Consider the following 23,295-nt stretch of genomic DNA (forward strand, 5'->3'; position numbering starts at 1 on the left):
CGATGAATCTCGATCTGTCGATGAGCTGGATGATCGCGTTGTACGTGTTCATGCTCGCTGCGTTCACCGGCTACGAAGTGATCGGCAAGGTGCCGTCGATCCTGCACACGCCGCTGATGTCCGGTTCCAACTTCATCCACGGCATCGTCGTGGTCGGCGCGATGCACGCGCTGTTCAACGCCGACACCGTCGCCGGCCAGGCGATCGGCTTCGTCGGCGTGCTGCTCGGCGCCGGCAACGCTGCCGGCGGCTACGTGGTCACCGACCGCATGCTGGCGATGTTCAAGCCCAGCGCCAAATCCGTCTCCGCCTCCGCCCCGAAGGAATAGCGCCATGTTGCAGCTACTGGTGGAAGTCAGCGGGTTCGCCGCCGCCCTGTTGTTCATTCTCGGCCTCAAGCACATGTCCTCGCCGGTGACCGCGCTGCGCGGCATCGTGCTGGCCGGCATCGGCATGCTGGTCGCGGTCGCCGCCGCGTTCGGCTATCTGGCCGACCTGCAGCCCAGCGCGCAGCCGCACGCGCTGACCAATCTCGCCCTGGCGCTGCTGGCGCTCGCGCTCGGCGGCGCCTGGGCCTGGCGCAGCGGACGCAGCGTGGCGGTGACCGCGATGCCGCAGATGGTGGCGCTGTACAACGGCATGGGCGGCGGCGCCGCGGCCGCGGTGGCCGCGGTCGCGCTGACCTCGCGGCAGCCGCAGCACGGCGGCCTGCACCTGGCGGTGACCGTGCTCGGCGCGTTGATCGGCGCGATCTCGCTGTCCGGTTCGGTCATCGCCTGGGCCAAGCTCGACGGCCGCATCAACAGCGCCTGGCGCTTCAAGGGCCAGAGCGTGTTCAACGCGGGCGTGTTCGTCGCGGCGCTGGCGCTCGGCGCGCTGGTGGTTGCGCAGATCGGCGGCGGCTGGGCGGCACTGGCGTTCTTCGTCGCCGCGCTGGGCTTCGGTGTGCTGATGACGCTGCCGATCGGCGGCGCCGACATGCCGGTGGTGATCTCGCTGTACAACGCCTTCACCGGCCTGGCGGTGGGCCTGGAAGGCTTCGCGCTGCAGAACCCGGCGCTGATGATCGCCGGCATGGTGGTCGGCTCGGCCGGCACGCTGCTGACCGTGCTGATGGCCAAGGCGATGAACCGCTCGCTGGCCAACGTGCTGTTCAGCAATTTCGGCGACGGCGCCGCGGTGGCGCAGGGCGACGTGCAGGGCCGCATGACCGCGGTGGAAGCCGGCGATGCGGCGGTGGCGATGCGCTATGCCTCCAGCGTGATCATCGTCCCCGGCTACGGCCTGGCGGTAGCGCAGGCGCAGGCGCGGCTGTACGAACTGGTCAAGCTGCTGCAGGCCGCCGACGTCGACGTGAAGTTCGCGATCCATCCGGTCGCCGGGCGCATGCCCGGGCACATGAACGTGCTGCTCGCCGAGGCCGGCGTGCCCTACGACCTGATCTTCGACATGGAAGACATCAACGACAGCTTCGCCAGCACCGACGTGGCGCTGGTGATCGGCGCCAACGACGTGGTCAATCCGGCCGCGCGCACCGACAAGGCCTCGCCGATCTACGGCATGCCGATCCTCAACGCCGACCAGGCGCACCAGGTCTACGTGATCAAGCGCGGCCAGGGCAAGGGCTACGCGGGCGTGGAGAACCTGCTGTTCTACGGCGACAACTGCGACATGGTCTACGGCGATGCCGCCGCGGTGCTCAACCGCATGGTGCAGGCGGTCAAGGAACTTGCCGGCTGACCGAACCGATTCCCGTGCCGGCGCAGCCACGCGCCGGCGCTTTCCCACCTTCCACGAGGACACGACCATGGCTTATGCGACCCGCAATCCCTACACCGGCGAACTGCTCGCCAGTTTCCCCGAAGCCACCGATGCGCAGGTGCTCGCCGCGATCGGCGCTGCCGATACCGCCTTCCAGCACTGGAAGAACGCCTCCTTCGCCGAGCGCGCCAAGGTCATGCACGCGGCGGCGCAGCTGTTGCGCGCCGATGTGCGCGGCTACGCCAAGTTGCTGACCCTGGAAATGGGCAAGCTGATCGGCGAGGCCGAAGCCGAGGTGACCCTGTCGGCCGACATCTTCGAGTACTACGCGGTCAATGCCGAGCGCCTGCTGGCGCCGGAAACATTGCCGGTGGCCGATCCGGCCGAGGGCGAGGCGATGGTGGTGCACGAACCGCTGGGTGTGCTGCTGGCGATCGAGCCGTGGAACTTCCCGTACTACCAGATCGCGCGGATCATCGCCCCGCAGCTGTCGGCCGGCAACACGGTATTGCTCAAGCACGCCTCCAACGTGCCGCAGTGCGCGGCCAGGTTCGAAGCGCTGATGGCCGAAGCCGGGCTGCCGGCCGGTGCGTTCGCCAACCTCTACGCCACGCGCACCCAGGTGGAGACCATCCTCAACGATCCGCGCGTACATGGCGTGGCGCTGACCGGCTCGGAAGGCGCCGGCGCCATCGTCGCCGCGCAGGCGGCCAGGGCGCTGAAGAAATCGACGATGGAACTGGGCGGCGCCGACGCCTTCGTGGTGCTGGCCGATGCCGAGCTGGACAAAACGGTGAAGTGGGCGGTGTTCGGCCGCCACTGGAACGGCGGCCAGGTGTGCGTGTCGTCCAAGCGCATGATCATCGTGCGGGAGGTGTACGAGCAGTTCCTGCACCGCTACGCGCAGGGCGTGGCCGCACTCAAGGCCGGCGATCCGATGGACGCGGCGACCACGCTGGCGCCGCTGTCCTCGCAGGGCGCGGCCGACGAGCTCAAGCTGCAGATCGCCGCGGCGGTCGACCATGGCGCCACCGCCACCGAGGTCGGCCCCAAGGTGCCGACGCAGGGCGCGTTCGTGCAGCCGACCATCCTGACCAACGTGACCAGGGACAACCCGGCCTACTACCAGGAGTTCTTCGGCCCGGTGTCGATGCTGTTCGAGGCCGCCGACGAGGACGAGGCGGTGCGTATCGCCAACGACTCGCCGTTCGGCCTGGGCGGTTCGGTGTTCACCGCCGACACCGCGCGCGGCGTCGACGTGGCCAGGCGCATCTCCACCGGCATGGTGTTCGTCAACCATCCGACCATGGTCAAGGCCGACCTGCCGTTCGGCGGCGTGCGCCGCTCCGGCTACGGCCGCGAGCTGATCGGGCTGGGCATCAAGGAGTTCGTCAACCACAAGCTGATCGACGTGGTGGACATCGACGCGCCGTTCTGAGCGTCGGCGCCGCGCAGCACTCCGGGCCGTCGGTGGGCAACCATCGGCGGCCTTTGCGTTCGTGCTGCGCGGCCGGCGATGGCGCCGATGCCGGCGCCGCGCCTCAGCGGGGCATCGCCGCGCTGCTCAGCATGAATACGCCAGGCGCACTTGATTCACGGCAAAGTTCTTTTGTTTCATGGCGTTATTGGTGGAAATTCATCTGGACTCTGTTAACCTGCCGGCATGATTCGACGCTCGCTGATTTGCCTGATCACGCTTGGCCTGGTCGCATGCGCGACCCAGCCCAAGGCTCCGCCGCCGCCGCCGCAGGCCAATGCGCTGCCGCAGCCCGCGCCGCGCCCGGCGTTGCCGGTGGAGGCGGCGCCCGAGGCGGTGCCCGCGCCGCCGGTCGACCTGACCCCGGTGCCGTTCGAGATCGCGCGCGCCAACTTCGTCCGCGACACCGCCGCCAAGTACGGCCTGGACCCGGCACAGATCGAGGCGACGCTGGCGCAGGCGCAGTTCAAGGACGCGATCGTGGCGGCGATGTCGCGCCCGGCCGAGCGGGTCAAACCGTGGAACGAATACCGGCCGATGTTCATCAGCCAGGCGCGCATCGACGGCGGTCGCGCGTTCCTGGCCACGCATCGCGAAGAACTGATGCGGGTGCAGGCGCGCACCGGCGTGCCGCCGGAGATCATCGTGGCGATCATCGGCGTGGAGACCAGCTACGGCAAGAACGCCGGCAGCTACCGCGTGCTCGACGCGCTGTACACGCTGGCGTTCCGCTATCCGCGCAGCGGCGATCCGGCCAAGCTCGAGCGCGAAGTGCGCCGCGAGCTGTTCTTCCGCGACGAACTCGGCCAGCTGTTCGCGCTCGGCCGCGAAGAGAACCTGGACATCGCCACGCTGATCGGCAGCTACGCCGGCGCGATGGGCCTGGGCCAGTTCATGCCGTCCAGCTACCGCCAGTTCGCGGTGGACGGCGATGGCGACGGCAAGCGCAACCTGTTCACCGACTACGACGACATGTTCTCCTCGATCGCCAACTACTTCGTCAAGAAGGGCGGCTGGGTCCGCGACGGCGCGGTCGCGGTGCCGGCCACGCTGCGTCCCGGCGCCGAGGAATTCAATCCGACCGACTGGACCCCGAGCTACACGCTGGCCGACCTGGCCGCGCGCGGCTACCAGCCGGCCGCACCGGTCCCGGCCGGCGCCACCGCCACCCCGATCACGCTCGACGGCAGCGCTGGCAAGCAGTACTGGCTCGGCTTCCAGAACTACTACGCGATCACCCGTTACAACATTTCCAAGATGTACGCGATGGCCGTGTACCAACTGTCCCAGGCCATCGCCGGCAAGGAGTTACCCCCGGCATGAACCCGAACGCGCTGCTCCGGATCGTTCCCGTCGTCGCCCTGCTGGCGCTGGCCGCCTGCAGCAGCGCCCCGAAGAAGACCGCCGCCGGCGGCGCCGCCGCGCCCGGGGTCAGGGTGGAAGGCCGCGGCCCGGCGCATGTCGCCACCGGCTGCCCGTCCACCTCGCCGTACGCGCCGGCCAAGGAAGACCCGTCCACGCGCGGCAACTACACCGCCGGCGGCCTGTACGCGCCGGGGGTCAGCGACAGCACGCCGGACTACGTGCCCAACGTGGCCTGCATCCCCGAGCCGCTGGTCACCAACGAGCCGCGCTCGGCGGTCGGCAACCGCTCGCCGTACATGGTGCTGGGCCGCGAATACAAGATCATCGACGACCCGCACAGCTACGTCGAACGCGGCACCGCCTCGTACTACGGCAGCAAGTTCCATGGCCGCCTGACCTCCAACCGCGAGGTCTACGACATGTACGCGTTCACCGCCGCGCACAAGACCCTGCCGCTGCCCAGCTTCGCCCTGGTCACCAACCTGGACAACGGCGAATCGGTGGTGGTGCGGGTCAACGACCGCGGACCGTTCCATGACGACCGGGTCATCGACCTGAGCTACGCGGCGGCGGTCAAGCTCGGCATCACCGGCAAGGGCACCGGCCGGGTCGAAGTGCGCGGGCTGACCCCGGCCGACAACGGCAACCTGCTCGCGTCGCGGCGGACCGGCAAGCAGGTCGCGACGGGCACCACGCTGGCCAGCGCGGCCGGAACGGGCAGTGCCGTGCAGACCGCGGCGGCGCGGCGCGCCACCGACATGGACAACCTGGTCAAGGCCTTGCCGGCCAAGCCGGCCACCGTCGTCGCCGCGTCCAGCGTGCCGGCGCGCAGCGCTGCCGCGTCCAGCACCGCTGCGCCCAGCGCCGCCAGTGCGACCGCGGCGGCAGCCGCTTTGCCGGAAGGTGAGCGCTGGCGCTATCGCGTGCAGGCCGATGCCGACACCGCGGCCAATGCCGACCATTTCGACGATTGGATGAAATCGCGCGGCGTGCGCGTGGCGACCGGCAAGCCGGCCAAGGTCGATGCGAGCGTCGCCACCACGCAGGTGCCGCCGCGACGCGCCACCGCTGCCGCGGCGCCGGCGTCCACCGCGACCACCGTCGCGGCTGCGGCACCGGCGCCGGCCGTGTCGGCGACCCGCGCGGCCGCCGACAACGCAGCCGCGCGCGGCCCGCTCGGCATCCTGTTGCAGGTGGCCAGCTTCGCCAGCCGCGAGAACGCCAACCGCGCGCTGTCGCAGCTGGCCTCGGCCGGCATCGTCGGCGCCAGCGTCAGCGACATCGTGTCCGGCGGACGCACGCTGTGGCGGCTGCGGGTCGCGGCCGAGGACCACGGCCGCGCCACCGAGTTGGCCAGCCGCATCGCCGGCCTCGGCTTCGGGCGTCCGCAGATCGTCAAGGACTGAAGCGCGCGGCGAACCCGCACGCCTGTCGCTCGCGCCGCCGCGTGCCGGCCGTCGCCAGGTTCGCGTGCCGCTCTCGCGCCGATGGCTTAACGCCGACTCCCGCCTGCGCCGCTGCGGCGCCTGGGCGGGCGCCGGCTGGCCCTACAATGCCTCGTTTACCATCGGCCCTCGGGCCTGCCAGGAGTCGTTTTAGATGAAATTCCGCTTCGCCGTCGCCGCCGTGGCCACCTTCGCCGTCGGCCTGGTTTCCGCGCAGACCCCCGGCCCGGTGCCGGCATCGCCTGCCGCCGCCGCCACCGCGCCCGCCGCCGTGGCGATCCCGCCGGCGCCCAAGCCGGCCGTGTCCAAGTCCTGGGTGTTGATGGACTACGCCACCGGCCAGGTGTTGGCTGGCGAGAACGAACATGTGCGGGTGGCCCCGGCCAGCATCACCAAGGTGATGACCTCCTACGTGATCGCCGCCGAACTGAAGCTGGGCAAGATCAAGCGCGACGACCAGGTCATGCTCAGCGAGCGCGCCTGGCGCGAAGGCGGCGCCGGCACCGACGGCAGCTACAGCGGCTTCCCGGTCAACCAGACCGCGCGCCTGGAGGACATGGAAAAGGGCATGGCGATCCAGTCCGGCAACGACGCGGCGATCGCGCTGGCCGAACACGCCGCCGGCAGCGAGGAAGCCTTCGCCTCGTTGATGAACAACTACGCGGAAAAGCTCGGCATGACCGGCTCGCACTTCGTCAACGCCCACGGCCTGTCCGCCGAAGGCCACTACACCACCGCCTACGATCTGGCGCTGCTGGGCCGGGCGATGGTGCGCGACTATCCGGAAACCTACGCCTACAACAAGATCAAGGAATTCAAGGTCGGCGACATCACTCAGCAGAACCGCAACCTGCTGCTGTGGCGCGACCCCAGCGTGGACGGCATCAAGACCGGGCACACCTCCGAGGCCGGCTACTGCCTGCTCAGCTCGGCGCAGCGCGGCGACCAGCGCCTGATCGCGGTGGTGATGGGCGACAGCTCCGAGAAGCAGCGCGCCGAGGACAGCCTGGCGCTGCTGAACTGGGGCTTCCGTTTCTACGAAACCCACCGCCTGTACGAGCCGGGCAAGCAGGTCGCGCAGCAGCGCGTGTGGAAGGGCACCGAGAAGGAAGTGCTGCTGGGCGTGGCGCAGCCGCTGCTGGTCGGCGTGCCGCGCGGCCGCTACAACGAACTGAAGCCGTCGATCGACGTGCCCAAGACCCTGGAAGCGCCGATCAAGCAGGGCCAGGCGATCGGCACGGTGAAGGTCTCGCTGGACGGCAAGGTGATCGCGCAGGCGCCGCTGGTGGCACTGAAGGCGGTCGACGAGGCCGGCTTCTTCAAGCGTCTGTGGGACAGCTTCTGGATGTGGTGGGAAGCCGAATGAGTTGAAAAAAAAGCCGGCTTGCGCCGGCTTTTTTTTGGGATTGGGAATTCGGGATTTGGGATTCGCCGAAGCCGGGGCGCTTTTTCCAATCCCCAATCCCCAATCCCCAATCCCGGCCTTTCACAGCCGCCGACTGATCGTAAAGCTGCCAAACACCGGCGTCTGCTTCTGCAGGTCGAATTCGCGGGTGCTCCAGTAGCGTGCCAGTGCGAACTTCCACTTGCCGCGCATCACCGCCAGGCCGAAACCGGCCTCGCCGACGAAGGGGCGCTTCTTCACGCTGTGGCTGTCGCGGAAGGTGTTGCCGTCCAGGGTGATGTCGCGCACGACCCAGCGTGCGTCGCTGGTCAGGAACAGATGCGCCGACCAGCCGCGGCCCAGGCCGTAGCGGGGCGGGGCGGTGTTCTCGCCGGCCGGGCGCAGCGGCGAGCTGCCGAAGTCGTCCGGCAATTTCCAGCCGAAGCGCACTTCGGCGCCGGCGTTGGCATGGGTCTCCAGGGTGCCGAGCGCACCGCCCCAGTGGCTGATCGCGTCCCAGCCCCAGCCGTCGGCATTTACCGTCGCGTCGCCGGGCCAGCGGCGCATGCGTTCGTGCAGCAGGCGGAACACCGGTTCGTCGTGCAGCTGGTTGTCCCAGCCGAGGAACTTCTCGTCGCCGAGCGCGTCGTGCACCGCATCCTGCACCTGCTTGCCCTGCGCCGACGGACCGACCATGCCCAGCAGCAGCTGGGTGGTGCGCAGGCGGTCCTGGTTGCGCGCGTTGTAGCCGAAGTTCACCGCCAGTATCGCGGCATAAGGGCGGTCGTCCTTGATCAGGTCGCGGCGGGTCTTGTCGGTCGGGGTGTAGATGGCCTGGCCGAAACTGAAGACCATGTTCTGCTGCTCGAACTCGCCCGGGTGCAGGCGCTCCAGGTAGCGGTTGACCGCCCGCGCCAGCCGCGGCAGGCAGGGGTCGTCGGTGAAGTCGACCAGGTTCGGCGACACCAGGGTCATGCCGAAGCCGTTGGTATAGCCCTGGTCCTGGCCGGCGCCGCCGAACAGGTCGTTGTCGACGCGGAAGTTCACCGTCGGCGGGGTGTCTTCCAGTGCGCTGCCGGCGCACCGGTCGGTGGCGGCAGCAGCGGGCAGCGAAGCGAGGGCGAGCACGACGGCGAAGGCGAGAGGCAGGCGCGATGACGGCATGGGCGACGTCCCTGGAGGGAAGGAGGAATGGGTGCACCGACGCTAGCGGGACGGATGCGCGCGTCCCGTGAAGCCTGCATTCATAAAATGCCGGGGCGAGCATAGGCCGCGGCGACGTTGGCGCGAAAGCCGTGTAGCCGTATCGCTTCGTCCTATTGGCATCGCTTGCCAACCGTGCCCACATGCTGACGCGGCGCGCCCCGGCGGCCGCCCCCCCCCCCCGCGGCCGGCGGGCGCGCCGCGGCCTTGGGTTTGCCCGGCGCCGGCCCGATAATGCAGCCATGGATATCACCTCGGACAACCCCGATCACGGCTTCCAGTTCCCCGGCGTCTTCGAGCTCAGCGCGATGGGCACCGCCAACACCGGACTGGAGACCGAACTGCCGCGCCTGCTCGCCCAGGCCGGCGTGGACGTGCTGGAAGAGCGCATCAGCTGGAAGCATTCGTCCAACGGCAAGTACGTGTCGGTGCGGATCGCCTTCCGCGCCGCCGACCGCGCCCAGTACGACGCCGCGCACCTGGCGCTGCGCGAGCATCCGGAAGTGAAGTGGACGCTGTAGCCGGCGCCGCGGTACCGCCGCCGGAACCGGCGCAGGCGCCGCCGCCGTGCCGGGTGCGCGATCTCGGCCGCCAGCCCTACGCGCCGGTGTGGCGGGCGATGCAGCGCTTCACCGATGCGCGCGAGGAAACCAGCGCCGACGAACTGTGGGTGGTCGAGCACGAACCGGTGTTCACCCTCGGCCAGGCCGGCAAGCCCGAGCACGTGCTGGCGCCCGGCGAGATCCCGGTGCTGCACGTGGACCGCGGCGGCCAGGTCACCTACCACGGCCCCGGCCAGCTGGTGGCGTATCCGCTGCTGGACCTGCGCCGGCTCAAGATCGGCGTGCGCGACTACGTGTGCCGGATCGAGCAGGCCATCATCGACACGCTGGACGAATGGAACATCCTCGGCCAGCGCCGCGACGGCGCGCCCGGGGTCTACGTCGGCGCGGCCAAGGTCGCCGCGCTCGGCATCCGCGTGCGCCGCGGCTGCACCTTCCATGGCCTGTCGTTCAACGTGGCGATGGACCTGGAGCCGTTCCACCGCATCAACCCCTGCGGCTACCAGGGCCTGCAGGTGACCTCGGTGCTAGACTTGGGCGGTCCCTCCGGCATGCAGGCCGTCAAACCGGTGCTGCTGGCCCAACTGGCACGCCAGTTCGGGCTGACCCTGCAGCCGCTCGACGCCTTGCCCGACCTCACGCTCACGCACGCGGCCTGACCGCCTGCCCGCCGACGACGCCATGACCCAGCCCAGCGCACGCACCATCCCCCTGCAGGTCCTTTCCGGCGACAGCGCGCCCGCGTCCGCGCCGCTGCAGGCCGGCGTCAAGCAACTGGGCGGGGACAAGATCAGCCGCTCGCCGGTGCAGTTCGCCGATGCGCCGGTGTTGCGCAAGCCGTCGTGGATCCGGGTGCGGATCCCGTCCGGCAACGCCGTGCAGACCCTCAAGGCCAAGCTGCGCGAGAACCGTCTGGTCACGGTCTGCGAGGAAGCCAGCTGCCCGAACATCCACGAGTGCTTCAGCCACGGCACCGCCACCTTCATGATCCTGGGCGAGGTCTGCACCCGCCGCTGCTCGTTCTGCGACGTCGCCCATGGCCGGCCCAAGCCGCCGGACGCCGGCGAGCCGGCCAGCCTGGCGCAGACCGTGGCCGACATGGGCCTGCGCTACGTGGTGGTGACCAGCGTCGACCGCGACGACCTGCGCGACGGCGGCGCCCAGCACTTCGCCGACTGCATCGGCGCGATCCGCGCCGCCGCGCCGGCCACCCGCATCGAGATCCTGACCCCGGACTTCCGCGGCAAGGGCCGCATGGACCGCGCGCTGGAGATCCTGGCGACCAATCCGCCGGACGTGTTCAACCACAACATCGAGACCGTGCCGGACCTGTACCCGAACGTGCGTCCCGGCGCCGACTACCAGTGGTCGCTGACCCTGCTGCAGAAGTTCAAGGCGCAGCACCCGTCCATCGCCACCAAGTCCGGGATCATGCTCGGCCTGGGCGAGACCATGGAGCAGGTGCAGGCCACGCTGCGCGACCTGCGCGCGCACGCCGTGGACATGGTCACCATCGGCCAGTACCTGCAGCCGACCGCGCACCACCACCCGGTGATGCGCTACTGGACGCCGGAGGAATACAAGGCGCTGGAGGAGTACGGCAACGCGCTGGGCTTCAGCCACGTCGCCTCCGGGCCGATGGTGCGCTCGTCCTATCACGCCGATCGGCAGGCGGCCGGCGCCGGCGTCGCCGCCTGAGTTCGCCCTGCGGCCCCGTTCCGGCCCTGCCGCCGCGTCCTGGCGATCGCCCAGGACGCCCGCCGTGCCGGCCGCGACGCCCGCCCGCAGCGCCTGCACCGGCACCATTCACACTTCGCTACCGGGCCCCGGCTAGTCTGGTTCAGGAACAGGTGACACGGCCTGCAACTTGCGGCACTGTCGTGTTGTCTCACGCGATCTGCAGCCCCCCTGACGGCCTCGTGCCGAGAGTACGTAGATGAAATTCAAAGCTTCCGTCTTCCTGCTGGCGTTCGCGCTGACCACGCCGCTGGCGCTGTTCGCCCGCACCGACGCGCCCGCGCTGCCGGCGGCCTCGACCGCCGACCAGTCCACCACCGCCAAGCTGGTGTACGGGCTGCTCTCCGACAGCCGCTACGCCTACCGGCCGCGCGCGCTCGACGAGGCGACCTCGAAGGAAGTCTTCAAGAAGTACCTGGAGACGCTGGACGGCAGCAAGCAGTTCTTCACCCAGGCCGACGTGGACAAGTTCGCCGCGTTCCAGGCCAACCTCGGCAGCAATATCGCCGCCGGCCAGCTGGAGCCGGCGTTCCAGGTGTTCGCCGTGTACCGGCAGCGCGTGGACGAGCGCATCGGCTACGCGCGCAAGCTGCTCAAGCAGGACTTCGATTTCAACGGCAGCGAGAAGTTCGAGTACGACCGCAAGGACGTGCCGTGGCCCAAGGACAACCAGGAGCTGGACGATCTGTGGCGCAAGTCGGTGATGAACGACTGGCTGCGGCTCAAGCTCGCCGGCAAGAAGCCCGAGGACATCCGCAAGACCCTGGACAAGCGCTACGCCAACCTCGCCGATTCGGTGAAGGAACTGAAGAGCGAGGACGTGTTCCAGTTCTTCATGAATGCCTACACCAACACCGTCGATCCGCACACCGACTACTTCACCCCGCGCACCGCCGAGAACTTCAACCAGCAGATGTCGCTGTCGCTGGAAGGCATCGGCGCGCAGCTGCAGAAGCAGGACGACATGGTGGTGATCCGCGAGGTCATCCCGGGCGGTCCGGCCGCGGTGGACGGCACGCTGAAGCCGGGCGACCGCATCGTCGGCGTCGGCCAGGGCAAGTCCGGCCAGGTCGAGGACGTGATCGGCTGGCGCATCGACGACGTGGTGGCCAAGATCCGCGGCGACAAGGACACCCAGGTGCGCCTGGAGTACATCCCGGCCGAGGCCGGCGTGGACGGCAAGCACCGCCAGTTGCTGCTGACCCGGCAGAAGGTGCGCCTGGCCGAACAGGCCGCCAAGGGCGAGACCATCACCCTGCCGGCGAAGGACGGCGAACCGGCGCGGCGCGTCGGCGTGATCAAGCTGCCGGCGTTCTACCAGGACTTCGAAGGCCGTCGCCGCAACGCCAGCGACTACGCCTCGGCGACCCGCGACGTGGCCAAGCTGCTGGCCGGCTTCAAGACCGACAAGGTCGACGGCGTGGTGCTGGACCTGCGCAACAACGGCGGCGGCTCGCTGGACGAGGCGATCGAGCTGACCGGCCTGTTCATCGAGCAGGGTCCGGTGGTGCAGGTGCGCGAATCCGGCGGCCGCGTCACCGTCAACAGCGACGACAACCCGGCCGTGGCCTGGGACGGCCCGCTGGCGGTGCTGATCAACCGCGGCTCGGCCTCGGCGTCGGAGATCTTCGCCGGCGCCATCCAGGACTACGGTCGCGGCCTGATCATCGGCGAGACCAGCTTCGGCAAGGGCACGGTGCAGAACATCGTCGACCTGGACCGCTGGCCGGCCAACGAGACCGACCGCTTCGGCCAGGTCAAGCTGACCATCGCCCAGTTCTTCCGGGTCAGCGGCAGCAGCACCCAGCACAAGGGCGTGGTGCCGGATATCGCGTTCCCGGCCAGCGTCGATGCCACCGAGTTCGGCGAGAGCACCTATCCCAACGCCTTGCCGTGGACCCGCATCGCCGCGGTGCCGCACACCCAGTACGGCAACTTCGCGCCGCTGCTGCCGAAACTGGAGACGCTGCATGCCAGCCGCATCGCCAGCGACAAGGAATTCCAGTGGTGGGAAGAGGACGTGCAGCAGTTCCGCACCGAGGCGGCGAAGAAGTACGTGGTGCTCAACGAGGCCGAGCGCCGCGCCGAGCGCGAGAAGCAGGACGTGCAGCGCAAGCAGCGCCAGGAGACGCGCAAGCAGCTCGGCCTGCCGCTGGATCCGCTCGCCGACGACAGCAGCGACGACGGCCTGACCGGCAACGAGCGCGACATCGTCAAGGACGCCGCGCGCGAGAAGCTGGTCGACAAGCGCCCGGATCCGCTGCTGCGCGAGTCGGCCTCGATCCTGGCCGATGCGCTGAACCTGCTGGAAAAGGACCGTCCGCTGTCGGTGCAGGTGCTGCCGCAGTCCACCGGCCCGGGGCGCTGGGCCGACTGAGCCCGCGCTTCATCGCCGCGCGAACACCAACGCGCCATCGCCCAGCGGTGGCGCGTTTTTCGTTGGGCGTTCGCTTGGCCGCACGCAGTCGCCTGCATTCCACTGTAGGAGGGGTTTCAGCGCCGGCAGGTCATCGCCAGCGTATCGACAGGCTCTTTGTGGGAGCGAGTTCAGTCGCGACGGGCCTTACCGATAAAGCCGTCGCGACTGATGGCCCGATGCCGCCCGAAACCGCTCCTGCAAGGGTTTGCGACGGGCCGGCTGGGCGCACTGTAGGAGGGGCTTCAGCCCCGACAGGTGGCCTGACACGCTCTTGTAGGAGCGGCTTCAGCCGCGACCGGGCGTTACCGGTAAGACCTGGTCGCGGCTGAAGCCGCTCCTACAAGTGCGCATCAGCATCGAAACCTGCGCTAACCCAGCGCCTGCCACAGCTGATGCACGCCCAGCGCCAGCAAGGTCAGGAAGAACACCCGGCGGAACGCCTCGGCGGAAATGCGCCGGCGCAGGTGCGCGCCCAGCCACATGCCGATCGCGGTCGGCAGCAGCGCCAGCAACGACGGCCCGAGCGCGCCGCGCGCGAACGCGCCATGCCAGGCCAGGGCAGTGGCGAGCGCCAGCGTGGCGGTGAAGAAGCAATAGCCCAGCGCGCGCATCAGCGTCTCCCGCGGCAGGCCCAGCGCGACCAGATAGGGCAGCGACGGCAGCACGAACACGCCGGTGGCGCCGGTCAGCAGGCCGGTCGCCAACCCGGCCGCCGGGCCCGCCCACGGCTCGTGCCGCGGCGGCAGCCGGCCCTGCCAGCGGCTCAGGCCGAGCAGCGCGTACAGCGCCAGCAAGGCGCCGAGACCGCCACGCGCCAGCGCCGGATCGGCGCCAACCAGGATGCCGGCGCTGAGCCAGGTGCCGATCGCGATCGTCGCCAGCAGCGGCCACAGCCGCCGCAACAGCGGCGCCGCGCCTTCGCCCCAGGCCTGCTGCAGATTGGTCAGCAGCGACGGCAGCACCAGCAGCGCGGCCGCTTCGGGCGGGGCCAGCCACAGCCCCAGCAAGCCCATTGCGACGGTCGGCAGGCCGGTCCCGGCCACGCCCTTGACGAAGCCGGCCAGGCAGAACACCGCGGCGATCGGCAGTAGATGCGGGATGAGCGAGTGCATGCCTCCAGCATCGGCCGTGCCGCGGCGCCGGACAATGCGCGATCGCTTCAGGCAGACTTCGGCAACGACGAAGGCTGGAGCGGCGATGCACCTGGATTTCATCGACTTGCGGCTGTTCGTGGCGGTGGCCGAGGCCGGCAGCATCACTGCCGGCGCCGACCGCGCCGCGCTGTCGCTGGCCGCAGCCAGCGCGCGCATCCGCGCGCTGGAACTGCAGGCCAGTGCGGCGCTGTTCGCGCGTGGCCGCCGCGGGGTGAGCCTGACCGCGGCTGGCGCCGCGCTGTTGCGGCACGCGCGGCAGTTGCTGCGCCAGGCCGAGGCGATGCGTGCCGAACTGGGCGAGCACGCCGGCGCCAACCAGGCCACGGTGCGGCTGCTGGCCAATACCGCGGCGCTGTACGAGTGGCTGCCCGAACTGCTGGCTGAGTTCCTGGTCGCGCATCCGCGCATCGACCTGGCCTTGCGCGAACAGGGCAGCAGCGCGGCGGCCGACGCGGTGCGCGAGGAGCGGGCCGACCTGGCGGTGATCGCCGACCATGCCGACCTGGCCGGCCTGCACGCGCAGGCGTTCCGCCGGGACCGGCTGGTGCTGGTGGCGGCCGCCACGCATCCGCTGGCGCGCGCGCCGCAGCTGCGCCTGGCGCAGCTATGGCAGGCGGAGTTTCTCGGCCTGGCCGACGACAGCGCGCTGCAGCGGCATCTGCGCACGCAGGCCGCGCGCGCCGGCGGCCAGCTGCGCATCCGCGCCCACGTGCACGGCATCGAACCGCTGTGCCGGATGCTGGCGCGCGGCGCCGGCGTGGCGATCCTCCCGCAGGCCGCGCTGGCCCGGGTCAGCGTGCGCGAACACCTGGTCGCGGTGCCATTGCAGGAGCCGTGGGCGGCGCGGCAGTTGTCGATCGTGTGGCGGCCCGCACCGGCGCCGGCGCCGGCGGTGCGTCAGGTGCTGGACTGGCTGTGTGCGCACGCCGATGGCGCAGCGGCCACCGGCGCGGGATGACGTCCCGCGCGCACGCGATGGACCTCACTGCGGCCAGGCGAACTCGGCTTCCACCGGGAAGTGGTCCGACGGCCAATGTCCCTGCGGCCGCGCGTCGAGCGTGGCGAAGTGGGTGGCGCGCAATCCGCGCGACAGGATCCAGTCGATGCGCCGATCGGGATGGCCGGTGAAATCGTGGAAGGTCGCTTCCGGTCCCAGCGCGTGCGGTGCCTGCTTGCGCGCGTCGGCCAGCGCCGGAACCAGCGTGCGGTAGGTGGGCGAATCCGGCGCCGTGTTGAAGTCGCCGGTGATCACCACCGGCACGTCGGCCGGCAACGCCTGCACGCGCGCGAGGAGCAGCGCGGCGCCCTTGGCGCGCGCGGCCTCGTCTTCGTCGCGGTACGGCAGGTGGGTGTCGAACAGGTAGAAACGGCGTCCGTCGGCGATGCGTTCGAACAGGCCCCAGTTCACCATCCGCGGCAGCGGGTGGCCCCAGCTGATGCTGCCGACCACGTCTGGCGTGTCCGACAGCCAGAAGTCGCCCGATTCCATCAGCTTCAGGCGGCGGCTGTCGTAGAACACGCCCATGCGCTCGCCGTCCTCGCTGCCGTCGCGGCTGCGCCCGAACCAGCGGTAGTCGGGCAGTTGCGCGGCCAGGTAATCGGCCTGCAGCTTGACCAGCTCCTGGGTACCGAACACGTCGGGATGCTGCGCGCGGATCAGCGCGGCCATCGCACTGCGGCGGATCTCCCAGCGCTTGTCGCCGTCGGTATCCACCGGCACGCGCACGTTGAAGCTCATCACCTTGAGTGTGGCTGGCGCCTCGTGCGATGGGGCGCGCGCCTGCGCCGGGGCGAACACTGCGCCCAGTGCGAGCAACAGCAGCAACCCAAGCGAACGCGGTGACAACGGAAATGTGGACATGGCGACAGGTCTGGCGGTGGGGATCGCGCCAATGGTGGCATGCCGATGTGACCGTCAGCCAGTCGCGGATTGTGCCGCGCTCGTGACGCCACACTGCTTGCCTCGGCGCACGCCGCACGCGGCGCGCCCCGCCCGCCGCGCATCCGCGCGAGGCGCCGCATGCGTTACTGGAACGCCGCAAGCGCCTGGGTAAGCTGCCCGTTGTTGTTCACCGCGCCCTTGGTATAGCCCTGCCAGCCCGGATACGCATCGGGTTCCCAATAGAACACGCCCAGCCCATGCGCGCCGACCGCGCGGGTCTTGGCGACCAGGTCGGCCAGCATCGCGCGGGTCGCCGCGTCCTGCTGCCAGTCCATGCCCACTTCGCTGACGATCACGTCCGCGCCGTAGCGCGCCACCATGTCGCGCATGTTGCTGGCGATCTGCGTGTTCGCGCTTTGCCAGCCGCTGCTCGAGGGATAGTGCGACATGCCGACCACGTCCCACTTGCCGCCAGCGGACTTGAGGCTGTCGAAGAACCAGCGGAAGGTGGGGTTGTCGTAGCCGTTGGCCAGATGCACGACCACCTTGGCATTGGGATAGACCGACTTGCTGGCGTTGTAGCCGCTGTTGATCAACTGCGCGAGATTGCCGAAGTTGGGGGTCTTGCCGTCCGGCCACAGCATGCCGCTGTTGATCTCGTTGCCGACCTGCACCCAGCTGACGTTGATGCCGTTGGATTTGAGATACGACAGGATGCCGCTGGTGTGCGCGTAGACGTCGGTGACCAGCTTGGAGAATGCATCGCCGCTCCACGCCGCGGGCTTGGTCTGCTGTCCGGGATCGGCCCAACTGTCGCTGTAGTGGAAGTCGATCATGATCTGCATGCCCTGCGCCTTTGCCCGCTTGGCCATGTTCAGCACGTCGGCGCCGTCGCACCAGCCGTCCTTGGGATTGACCCAGACGCGCAGCCGGATTGCGTTGACGCCGGTGCCCTTCAGCAACGCGAAGAAGTCGGCGTTCGCGCCCGCGGCATTGCGGAACACGCGGCCGCTGCTCTCCTGCTGGTCGATCCAGCTCACGTCCGCGCCCTTGGCGAAACTCTGCGCCGCCGCCGGTGCGCACAGACAAGTCAGCAACAGCGCCAGCCATGCGCACATGCCCTTGCTCGATCCGTTCATAGGTTCCTCGCGATGATGGAGTGCCGGAAAAAACGCTGCCTGCGGCGCGGGCCGGGGCGTGCGCGAGGCTAGCGCGATCGCGCGCGCCACGCGCGTTGCAGCGCAGGGTGTCTACGCATGGCGACAGCGGCGCCTGGCGCGGCACTTGACGCCTTCGCCCATTGGCGTAGCATTTGTCGCACGCCAAGGGACAGACCCGCGGCGACTCCAATCACCGTGAGGGATGCTCATGGAATACGACTATCTTGTTTTCATCGGGCGCTTCGAGCCCTTCCACAACGGCCACGCCGCCGTTGCCCGCCACGCCCTGGCGCGTGCGCAGAAACTCATCTTCCTGATCGGCTCGGCCGAAACCCCGCGCACCATCCGCAATCCGTGGACGGTGGCCGAACGCAGCGTCATGATCCAGGCCGCGCTCGAGGGCGCCGCCGAGCGCCTGATCCTGCGCCCGCTGCGCGACCACCTGTACAACGAGAGCCAATGGATCGCCGCGGTGCAGTCGGCGGTGGCCGAGGCGGTGCGCGCCGATGGCGGCGCCAGCGAGGCGCGCATCGGCCTGGTCGGCATGGACAAGGACGCCAGCAGCTATTACCTGCGCGAATTCCCGCAGTGGCCGCTGGTCGACGTGCAGCACACCGAGACGCTGTCGGCGACCGAGCTGCGCCGCTACCTGTTCGAGGCCGGCAGCATCGATTTCCACGGCGCGCTGCTGATGCTGCGCGGCAACGTGCCGGCGCCGGTGTTCGACATGCTCGAGGCATTCCGCAAGAACTCGCCGTCGTATGCGGAACTGCTCGCCGAATACCAGTTCATCGAGCAGTACCGCGCGGCCTGGAAGGAGGCGCCGTATCCGCCGACCTTCGTCACCGCCGATGCGGTGGTGGTGCATTCGGGCCACGTGCTGCTGGTGCGGCGCCGCGCGGCGCCAGGCAAGGGCCTGTGGGCGCTGCCGGGCGGCTTCGTCGGCCAGCACGAGAGCATCTTCGATGCCTGCCTGCGCGAACTGCGCGAGGAAACCCGGCTGAAGATCCCGGTGCCGGTACTGAAGGGCTCGCTGAAGAACCGCCATGTGTTCGACCATCCCGAGCGCAGCCTGCGCGGGCGCACCATCACCCATGCCTTCCACTTCGAATTCACCTTCGGCGAACTGCCCGAGGTGCGCGGCGGCGACGACGCCGACAAGGCGCGCTGGATTCCGGTCAGCGAAGTGCTGGGCATGGGCCCGAAACTGTTCGAAGACCACCTGCACCTGCTCGAATTCTTCCTGGGCCGCGGTTGACCGCGGCTTTCCCGGCCGGCGGACAGACCGCTGGCCTTCCCCCGACGCGAAGGAGCTTCCCGTCATGCAATGCCTGAACAACCTGCTGCTCAACACCGACAGCTACAAGGCCAGTCACTGGCTGCAATATCCGGCCGGCACCGATGCCACGTTCTTCTATGTGGAATCGCGCGGCGGCGTCTACGACCGCACCGTGTTCTTCGGTCTGCAGTCGATCCTCAAGGAGGCGCTGGGCCGCGCCATCACCCATGCCGACGTCGACGAGGCGCGCGACCTGTTCGCCGCGCACGGCGAGCCGTTCAACGAGGCCGGCTGGCGCGACATCGTCGATCGCCTCGGCGGGCAGTTGCCGATCCGCATCCGCGCCGTGCCCGAGGGCAGCGTGGTGCCGACCCACAACGCGCTGATGACCATCGAGTCCACCGACGCGCAGGCCTACTGGGTGCCGTCGTACCTGGAAACGCTGCTGCTGCGCATCTGGTATCCGGTCACCGTGGCCACGGTCAGCTGGCACGCCAAGCAGACCATCCGCCAGTTCCTGGAACGCACCAGCGACGATCCGGAAGGGCAGTTGCCGTTCAAGCTGCACGACTTCGGCGCGCGCGGCGTGTCCAGCCTGGAGTCGGCGGCGATCGGCGGCGCCGCGCACCTGGTCAACTTCCTCGGCACCGATACCGTGTCCGGCCTGTTGCTGGCGCGCGCGCACTACCACGAGCCGATGGCCGGCTATTCGATCCCGGCCGCCGAGCACAGCACCATCACCAGTTGGGGCCGCGAGCGCGAAGTGGACGCGTACCGCAACATGCTCCGGCAGTTCGGCAAGCCCGGCGGCATTGTCGCGGTGGTGTCGGACAGCTACGACATCTTCCACGCGATCCGCGAACACTGGGGGACCACGCTGCGCGAAGAGGTGATCGCCTCCGGCGCCACCGTGGTGATCCGCCCCGATTCCGGCGACCCGGTCGCGGTGGTGCACCAGTGCCTGGAACTGCTCGACGAGGCCTTCGGCCACAGCGTCAACGGCAAGGGCTACAAGGTGCTCAACCACGTGCGCGTGATCCAGGGCGACGGGGTCAACCCGACCAGCATCCGCGCGATCCTGGAGCGCGTCACCAGCGCCGGCTACGCCACCGACAACGTCGCCTTCGGCATGGGCGGCGCGCTGCTGCAGCGGCTGGACCGCGATACGCAGAAGTTCGCGCTGAAGTGCTCGGCCGCGCGCGTGGACGGCGCGTGGATCGACGTCTACAAGGACCCGATCACCGACAAGGGCAAGCTCAGCAAGCGCGGCCGCATGAGCCTGCTGCGCCATCGCGAATACGGCGGCTACCGCACCGAGCCGGTGCCGGCCACGGCCGCGTCGCTGGACGAACTGGCCCGGCCTGCCGGCTACGACGACGCGATGGTCACGGTGTGGGAAAACGGCCGCCTGCTGCACGACTGGAGCCTGGCGGAAGTGCGCGAGCACGCGAACGCCGCGCGTCTGTAGGTGCCGGCATGGACGCCAGCATGGAGTTCGCGCCGCCGCTGAGCGGCGCCTCGCCGCTGTTCGCCGCACTGCGCGCCGGCATGCCGCACCTGGAATGGCGGGTGCCGGCCGCCGCCGATGCCGCGCGCTGGCGGGTGCAGCGCATCGGCGGGCGCGACTACCGCGTCGCGCAGCCGGTCACCTTCACCCCGTACGCGTCGGTGCGGCCGTGTTCGGCACGTTGCCGCTTCTGTTCGGAAACGCTGCGCCCGCAGGTAGGCGGCACCGCCGCGGCCAGCCTGCGGCCGCCGCCGGACTATTTCGCGATGCTGCGGCAGGGAGTGGCGCAGCTGTCCGGGCTGCCGCTGTCGCACTCGCTGTCGGGGCTGGAGATGACCGACGACGAAGCCTGGTTCCTGCAACTGCTGCAGACATTGGGCGAGGCCGAACGCGATGGGTTGCTGGTCGAGCAGCGCGTGCTGTACAGCAACGGCGCGGGTTTCGCTCGCAGCAAGGGCGATGCGTTGCTGGACGCGCTGCAACGCTTCCGGCTGTCGTGGGTGGAGTTGTCGCGGCACCATCCGCAGCAGGCCGGCAACGACGCGATCATGCGCTTCCGCGACGGCGAGGCGATCGCCGATGCGCAGGTCTTCGTCGCCACCGCGCAACGCATCGCCGCCGCCTTGCCGCTGCGCCTGGTATGCATCCTGCAGCACGGCGGCATCGCCGATGCCGACGGCGTTGCCGGCTACCTGCGCTGGGCACGCCAGTGCGGCGCGACCACGGTGATCTTCCGCGAGTTCTCGCGGCTCGGCGACGGCTACCGCACCGGCGGCACCCAGCGCTATCTGGCGCAGGCGCGGGTTGGCGTGGAGCAGGTCGTGGCCGCATGCATGGCCACGCCGTGGTGGCGCACGCTGCGGCCGCTGCAGATCACCGAGGGCTATTACTTCTGGAACCTGCGCATGGTCACCGCCGAGGGCATGGAGGTGGTGTTCGAGACCTCCGACTATGCCGCCATGCAGGCGCGCCACGACAGCGGCGACATCTACAAGCTGGTGTTCTTCGCCGACGGCCGGCTGTGCGCGGGCTGGCAGCCGGATCGCGATCTGCTGTGGCGGGCCGGCCATGGATAGCCGCAGCTGGTGGACGCCGCCGCCGGATCCGCCCGAACACCGGCTGCCCGAGGACCTGCGCCAGCGCGATCCGCTGGGCGCGCGCGACTGCGGCTGGGTCAGCCAGATGCGTCCGTTCGTGCGCCAGTTCAGCGCGCCGGACGCCTGCGTGCTGGATCCGTTCTGCGGCTTCGGCAGCACCTTGCTCGCCGCCGAACTGGAGGGCCGGCGCGGACTGGGGCTGGAGATCGACGCGGGGCGCGCGGCGCTGGCCCGTGAACGCCTGCAGCGGCTCGGGCTGCGTGCCGAGGTCCGGGCCGGCGCGCTGCCGCAGCTCGCGCTGGAGGAGCCGATCGACCTGTGCCTGACCAACGTGCCGTACTTCGGTTGCGACTGGCCGGGCGCGACGGCACCGGGCCAGCTGTATGCCAGCCCCGACTACGCGGCTTACCTGGGCGGGCTGCGCGCGGTGTTCCATGCGGTGCGCCGCGCCCTGCGCGACGACGGCTTCTGCATCGCGATGGTCGAGAACGTGGAGGTCGGCGGCGTGTGCGTGCCGCAGGCCTGGGACCTGGCGCGGGTGCTGGGCAGCCTGTTCGTGCCCTGTGCCGAACGGGTGCTGTGCTATCCGCGCGAGAGCGTGCAGCCGCTGGCGCCCGGCGACACGCGCAGCGACCGCAGCCATGAGTACGCGCTGGTCTTCCAGAAGCGGCGCGAACCGATCGACCTGCCGGGCAGCGCCGAGCTGCTGGCCGCGTTGCGCGCGGACGGGTTCGATTACGCCGTGCACGGCAGCTATCCGCTCTGGCTCGCCGATCCGGGCACGGCCGTGCGCCCGCCCGGCGACGTGGACCTGCTGCTGCCGCGCGACCTCGGCCAGCTGCAACGACTGCTGGACTGGCTGCGCGCGCGCGGCTTCGGGCTCACTCTGTGGGGCGAGCCGCTGGCGGCGCCGCCGACGCTGGCGTTGCTCGACGCCTACCACTACCTGCGCGCCGAACGCCGCGACCGCGGCGGCGGCCTGCTGCGGGTGGACCTGTCGCTGCAGCCGGTGCCTGGCTCGCTAACCGCGGGATGAGCGCTGGCGGCGGCATCAAGGCCGCCTCGACACGCTTGCGGCTATCCTTGGCCGGTTCCTTCCTTTCGGTCCACGGCCATGTCCGCTTCGTCCAACGTCCTCGCCTTTCCTGCGCTCGTGCTGGTCGCGATCGGCCTGAGCGGCTGCTTCGCCCGCAAGCAGGACAACCTGGTGAAGGAGACCTTCAACTCCGACAACACCTATTCGCGCAGCTATCCGGTACAGCCGGGCCAGGCCTGCGAATCGGCGCGGCGCGCGCTGCTGAGCCAGGGCTACGTGGTCGCCAAGGCCACCGCCGATGCGGTCGAAGGCACCAAGAACTTCCAGCCCAACCAGGAGTCGCACGAGCAGCTGGAGCTGCGCGTGTCGTGCGTGGCGCACGGCGCGGACGAGTCCTGGGTGTTCGTCAGCGCGCTGCAGGACCGCTATGCGCTGAAGAAGAGCGCGACCTCGGCCAGCGTCGGCGTCGGCGTGCTCGGCTCGGTGTCGCTGCCGGTCGGCAGCAGCGACGACTCGCTGGTGCGCGTGGCCAGCAGCACGGTGCAGGACAGCGATTTCTACAAGCGCTTCTTCGAACTCATGGCGCAGTACCTGCCGAAGGCCAAGCCGGCCGCGCCGCCGGAGCCGCCGCCGGCGGCAGCGCCCAAGCCCGAGCCGGCCGCTGCGGTACCGGCGCCTGTACCGGCACCGGCAGCAGCAGTGCCGGCGGCACCTGCACCTGCAGCAGTGCCAGCGACGCCGGTGGCGGAAGCTACGCCCGCGCCCGCTGCCGCGCCCGTGGTCAGCGACGGCACCACGCCGCGCTGAGGCATGCGTTCATCCGCGG

The 23,295-nt window shown here is 69.8% G+C and carries 20 protein-coding genes; 16 read left to right on the forward strand and 4 right to left on the reverse strand.

The window, feature by feature from the left end:
- The first annotated feature begins 2 nt into the window (after positions 1-2).
- The 6 genes from H9658_RS10155 to H9658_RS10180 all read left to right on the forward strand — a co-directional run bounded on the left by H9658_RS10155 (position 3) and on the right by H9658_RS10180 (position 7,414).
- A complete protein-coding gene (locus H9658_RS10155) occupies positions 3-329 on the forward strand; it encodes an NAD(P) transhydrogenase subunit alpha (RefSeq protein ID WP_179567371.1) in 327 nt (108 codons plus the stop codon).
- Positions 330-333: 4 nt separating this feature from the next.
- On the forward strand, positions 334-1,740 hold the full coding sequence (locus H9658_RS10160) for an NAD(P)(+) transhydrogenase (Re/Si-specific) subunit beta (protein WP_179567369.1): 1,407 nt from the start codon (positions 334-336) through the stop codon (positions 1,738-1,740).
- 67 nt (positions 1,741-1,807) lie between these two features.
- Positions 1,808-3,199 (forward strand): NAD-dependent succinate-semialdehyde dehydrogenase, encoded by a 1,392-nt coding sequence (locus H9658_RS10165; protein WP_191825245.1) that lies wholly within the window; start codon positions 1,808-1,810, stop codon positions 3,197-3,199.
- A gap of 225 nt (positions 3,200-3,424) precedes the next feature.
- The gene (gene mltB, locus H9658_RS10170; protein WP_179567365.1) at positions 3,425-4,561 is read left to right on the forward strand and encodes a lytic murein transglycosylase B; all 1,137 of its coding nucleotides are present in this window, start codon (positions 3,425-3,427) and stop codon (positions 4,559-4,561) included.
- Positions 4,558-6,009 carry a septal ring lytic transglycosylase RlpA family protein gene (locus H9658_RS10175; protein ID WP_191825246.1) on the forward strand — a complete coding sequence of 484 codons (1,452 nt, stop codon included), beginning with the start codon at positions 4,558-4,560 and terminating at the stop codon, positions 6,007-6,009. Before mltB ends, H9658_RS10175 begins: the two co-directional genes overlap by 4 nt.
- A 193-nt stretch (positions 6,010-6,202) precedes the next feature.
- On the forward strand, positions 6,203-7,414 hold the full coding sequence (locus H9658_RS10180) for a D-alanyl-D-alanine carboxypeptidase family protein (protein WP_191825247.1): 1,212 nt from the start codon (positions 6,203-6,205) through the stop codon (positions 7,412-7,414).
- 120 nt (positions 7,415-7,534) lie between these two features.
- Here the strand turns inward: H9658_RS10180 and H9658_RS10185 are convergent, their stop codons facing one another.
- Positions 7,535-8,596 (reverse strand): lipid A deacylase LpxR family protein, encoded by a 1,062-nt coding sequence (locus H9658_RS10185; protein ID WP_191825248.1) that lies wholly within the window; start codon positions 8,594-8,596, stop codon positions 7,535-7,537.
- Between the two features lie 281 nt (positions 8,597-8,877).
- On the opposite strand from H9658_RS10185, the gene H9658_RS10190 reads away from it, so the two are divergent.
- The 4 genes from H9658_RS10190 to H9658_RS10205 all read left to right on the forward strand — a co-directional run bounded on the left by H9658_RS10190 (position 8,878) and on the right by H9658_RS10205 (position 13,312).
- Entirely contained in the window at positions 8,878-9,156 is a 279-nt protein-coding gene (locus H9658_RS10190; protein ID WP_009606261.1) for a DUF493 family protein, read from the forward strand.
- A gap of 53 nt (positions 9,157-9,209) precedes the next feature.
- On the forward strand, positions 9,210-9,857 hold the full coding sequence (gene lipB, locus H9658_RS10195) for a lipoyl(octanoyl) transferase LipB (RefSeq protein ID WP_191825332.1): 648 nt from the start codon (positions 9,210-9,212) through the stop codon (positions 9,855-9,857).
- A 22-nt stretch (positions 9,858-9,879) separates the two neighbouring features.
- A complete protein-coding gene (gene lipA / locus H9658_RS10200) occupies positions 9,880-10,896 on the forward strand; it encodes a lipoyl synthase (RefSeq protein WP_191825249.1) in 1,017 nt (338 codons plus the stop codon).
- Positions 10,897-11,134: 238 nt separating this feature from the next.
- Positions 11,135-13,312 carry a carboxy terminal-processing peptidase gene (locus H9658_RS10205; protein WP_179567353.1) on the forward strand — a complete coding sequence of 726 codons (2,178 nt, stop codon included), beginning with the start codon at positions 11,135-11,137 and terminating at the stop codon, positions 13,310-13,312.
- A 410-nt stretch (positions 13,313-13,722) separates the two neighbouring features.
- Here the strand turns inward: H9658_RS10205 and H9658_RS10210 are convergent, their stop codons facing one another.
- Positions 13,723-14,466, reverse strand: coding sequence for a sulfite exporter TauE/SafE family protein (locus H9658_RS10210; protein WP_191825250.1), 744 nt, complete (start codon positions 14,464-14,466; stop codon positions 13,723-13,725).
- Positions 14,467-14,551: 85 nt separating this feature from the next.
- Between H9658_RS10210 and H9658_RS10215 the strand changes: the two genes are divergently transcribed.
- A complete protein-coding gene (locus tag H9658_RS10215; protein WP_191825251.1) occupies positions 14,552-15,466 on the forward strand; it encodes a LysR substrate-binding domain-containing protein in 915 nt (304 codons plus the stop codon).
- Positions 15,467-15,490: 24 nt separating this feature from the next.
- Here H9658_RS10215 and H9658_RS10220 read toward each other — a convergent pair whose 3' ends face one another.
- Positions 15,491-16,369 (reverse strand): endonuclease/exonuclease/phosphatase family protein, encoded by an 879-nt coding sequence (locus tag H9658_RS10220; protein WP_191825252.1) that lies wholly within the window; start codon positions 16,367-16,369, stop codon positions 15,491-15,493.
- A 164-nt stretch (positions 16,370-16,533) separates the two neighbouring features.
- Positions 16,534-17,529: a glycoside hydrolase family 53 protein gene (locus tag H9658_RS10225; protein ID WP_191825253.1), complete on the reverse strand. Its 996-nt coding sequence runs from the start codon at positions 17,527-17,529 to the stop codon at positions 16,534-16,536.
- Between the two features lie 223 nt (positions 17,530-17,752).
- Here H9658_RS10225 and H9658_RS10230 point away from each other — a divergent pair, with 223 nt between their 5' ends.
- From H9658_RS10230 to H9658_RS10250, 5 genes are all read left to right on the forward strand, one after another.
- Complete coding sequence (locus H9658_RS10230; protein ID WP_191825254.1) at positions 17,753-18,808, forward strand: bifunctional nicotinamide-nucleotide adenylyltransferase/Nudix hydroxylase; 1,056 nt, start codon at positions 17,753-17,755, stop codon at positions 18,806-18,808.
- A 64-nt stretch (positions 18,809-18,872) separates the two neighbouring features.
- Entirely contained in the window at positions 18,873-20,297 is a 1,425-nt protein-coding gene (locus tag H9658_RS10235; protein WP_191825255.1) for a nicotinate phosphoribosyltransferase, read from the forward strand.
- A gap of 8 nt (positions 20,298-20,305) precedes the next feature.
- A complete protein-coding gene (locus H9658_RS10240; protein ID WP_191825256.1) occupies positions 20,306-21,412 on the forward strand; it encodes a hypothetical protein in 1,107 nt (368 codons plus the stop codon).
- Positions 21,405-22,469 carry a DNA methyltransferase gene (locus H9658_RS10245; RefSeq protein ID WP_191825257.1) on the forward strand — a complete coding sequence of 355 codons (1,065 nt, stop codon included), beginning with the start codon at positions 21,405-21,407 and terminating at the stop codon, positions 22,467-22,469. The genes H9658_RS10240 and H9658_RS10245 overlap by 8 nt, the downstream gene beginning before the upstream one ends.
- Positions 22,470-22,547: 78 nt before the next feature.
- Entirely contained in the window at positions 22,548-23,276 is a 729-nt protein-coding gene (locus H9658_RS10250; protein ID WP_191825258.1) for a DUF2242 domain-containing protein, read from the forward strand.
- The last annotated feature ends 19 nt before the right edge of the window (positions 23,277-23,295 follow it).

Source organism: Xanthomonas bonasiae, assembly GCF_014836395.1.
In the GTDB taxonomy this organism is placed as follows: domain Bacteria; phylum Pseudomonadota; class Gammaproteobacteria; order Xanthomonadales; family Xanthomonadaceae; genus Xanthomonas_A; species Xanthomonas_A bonasiae.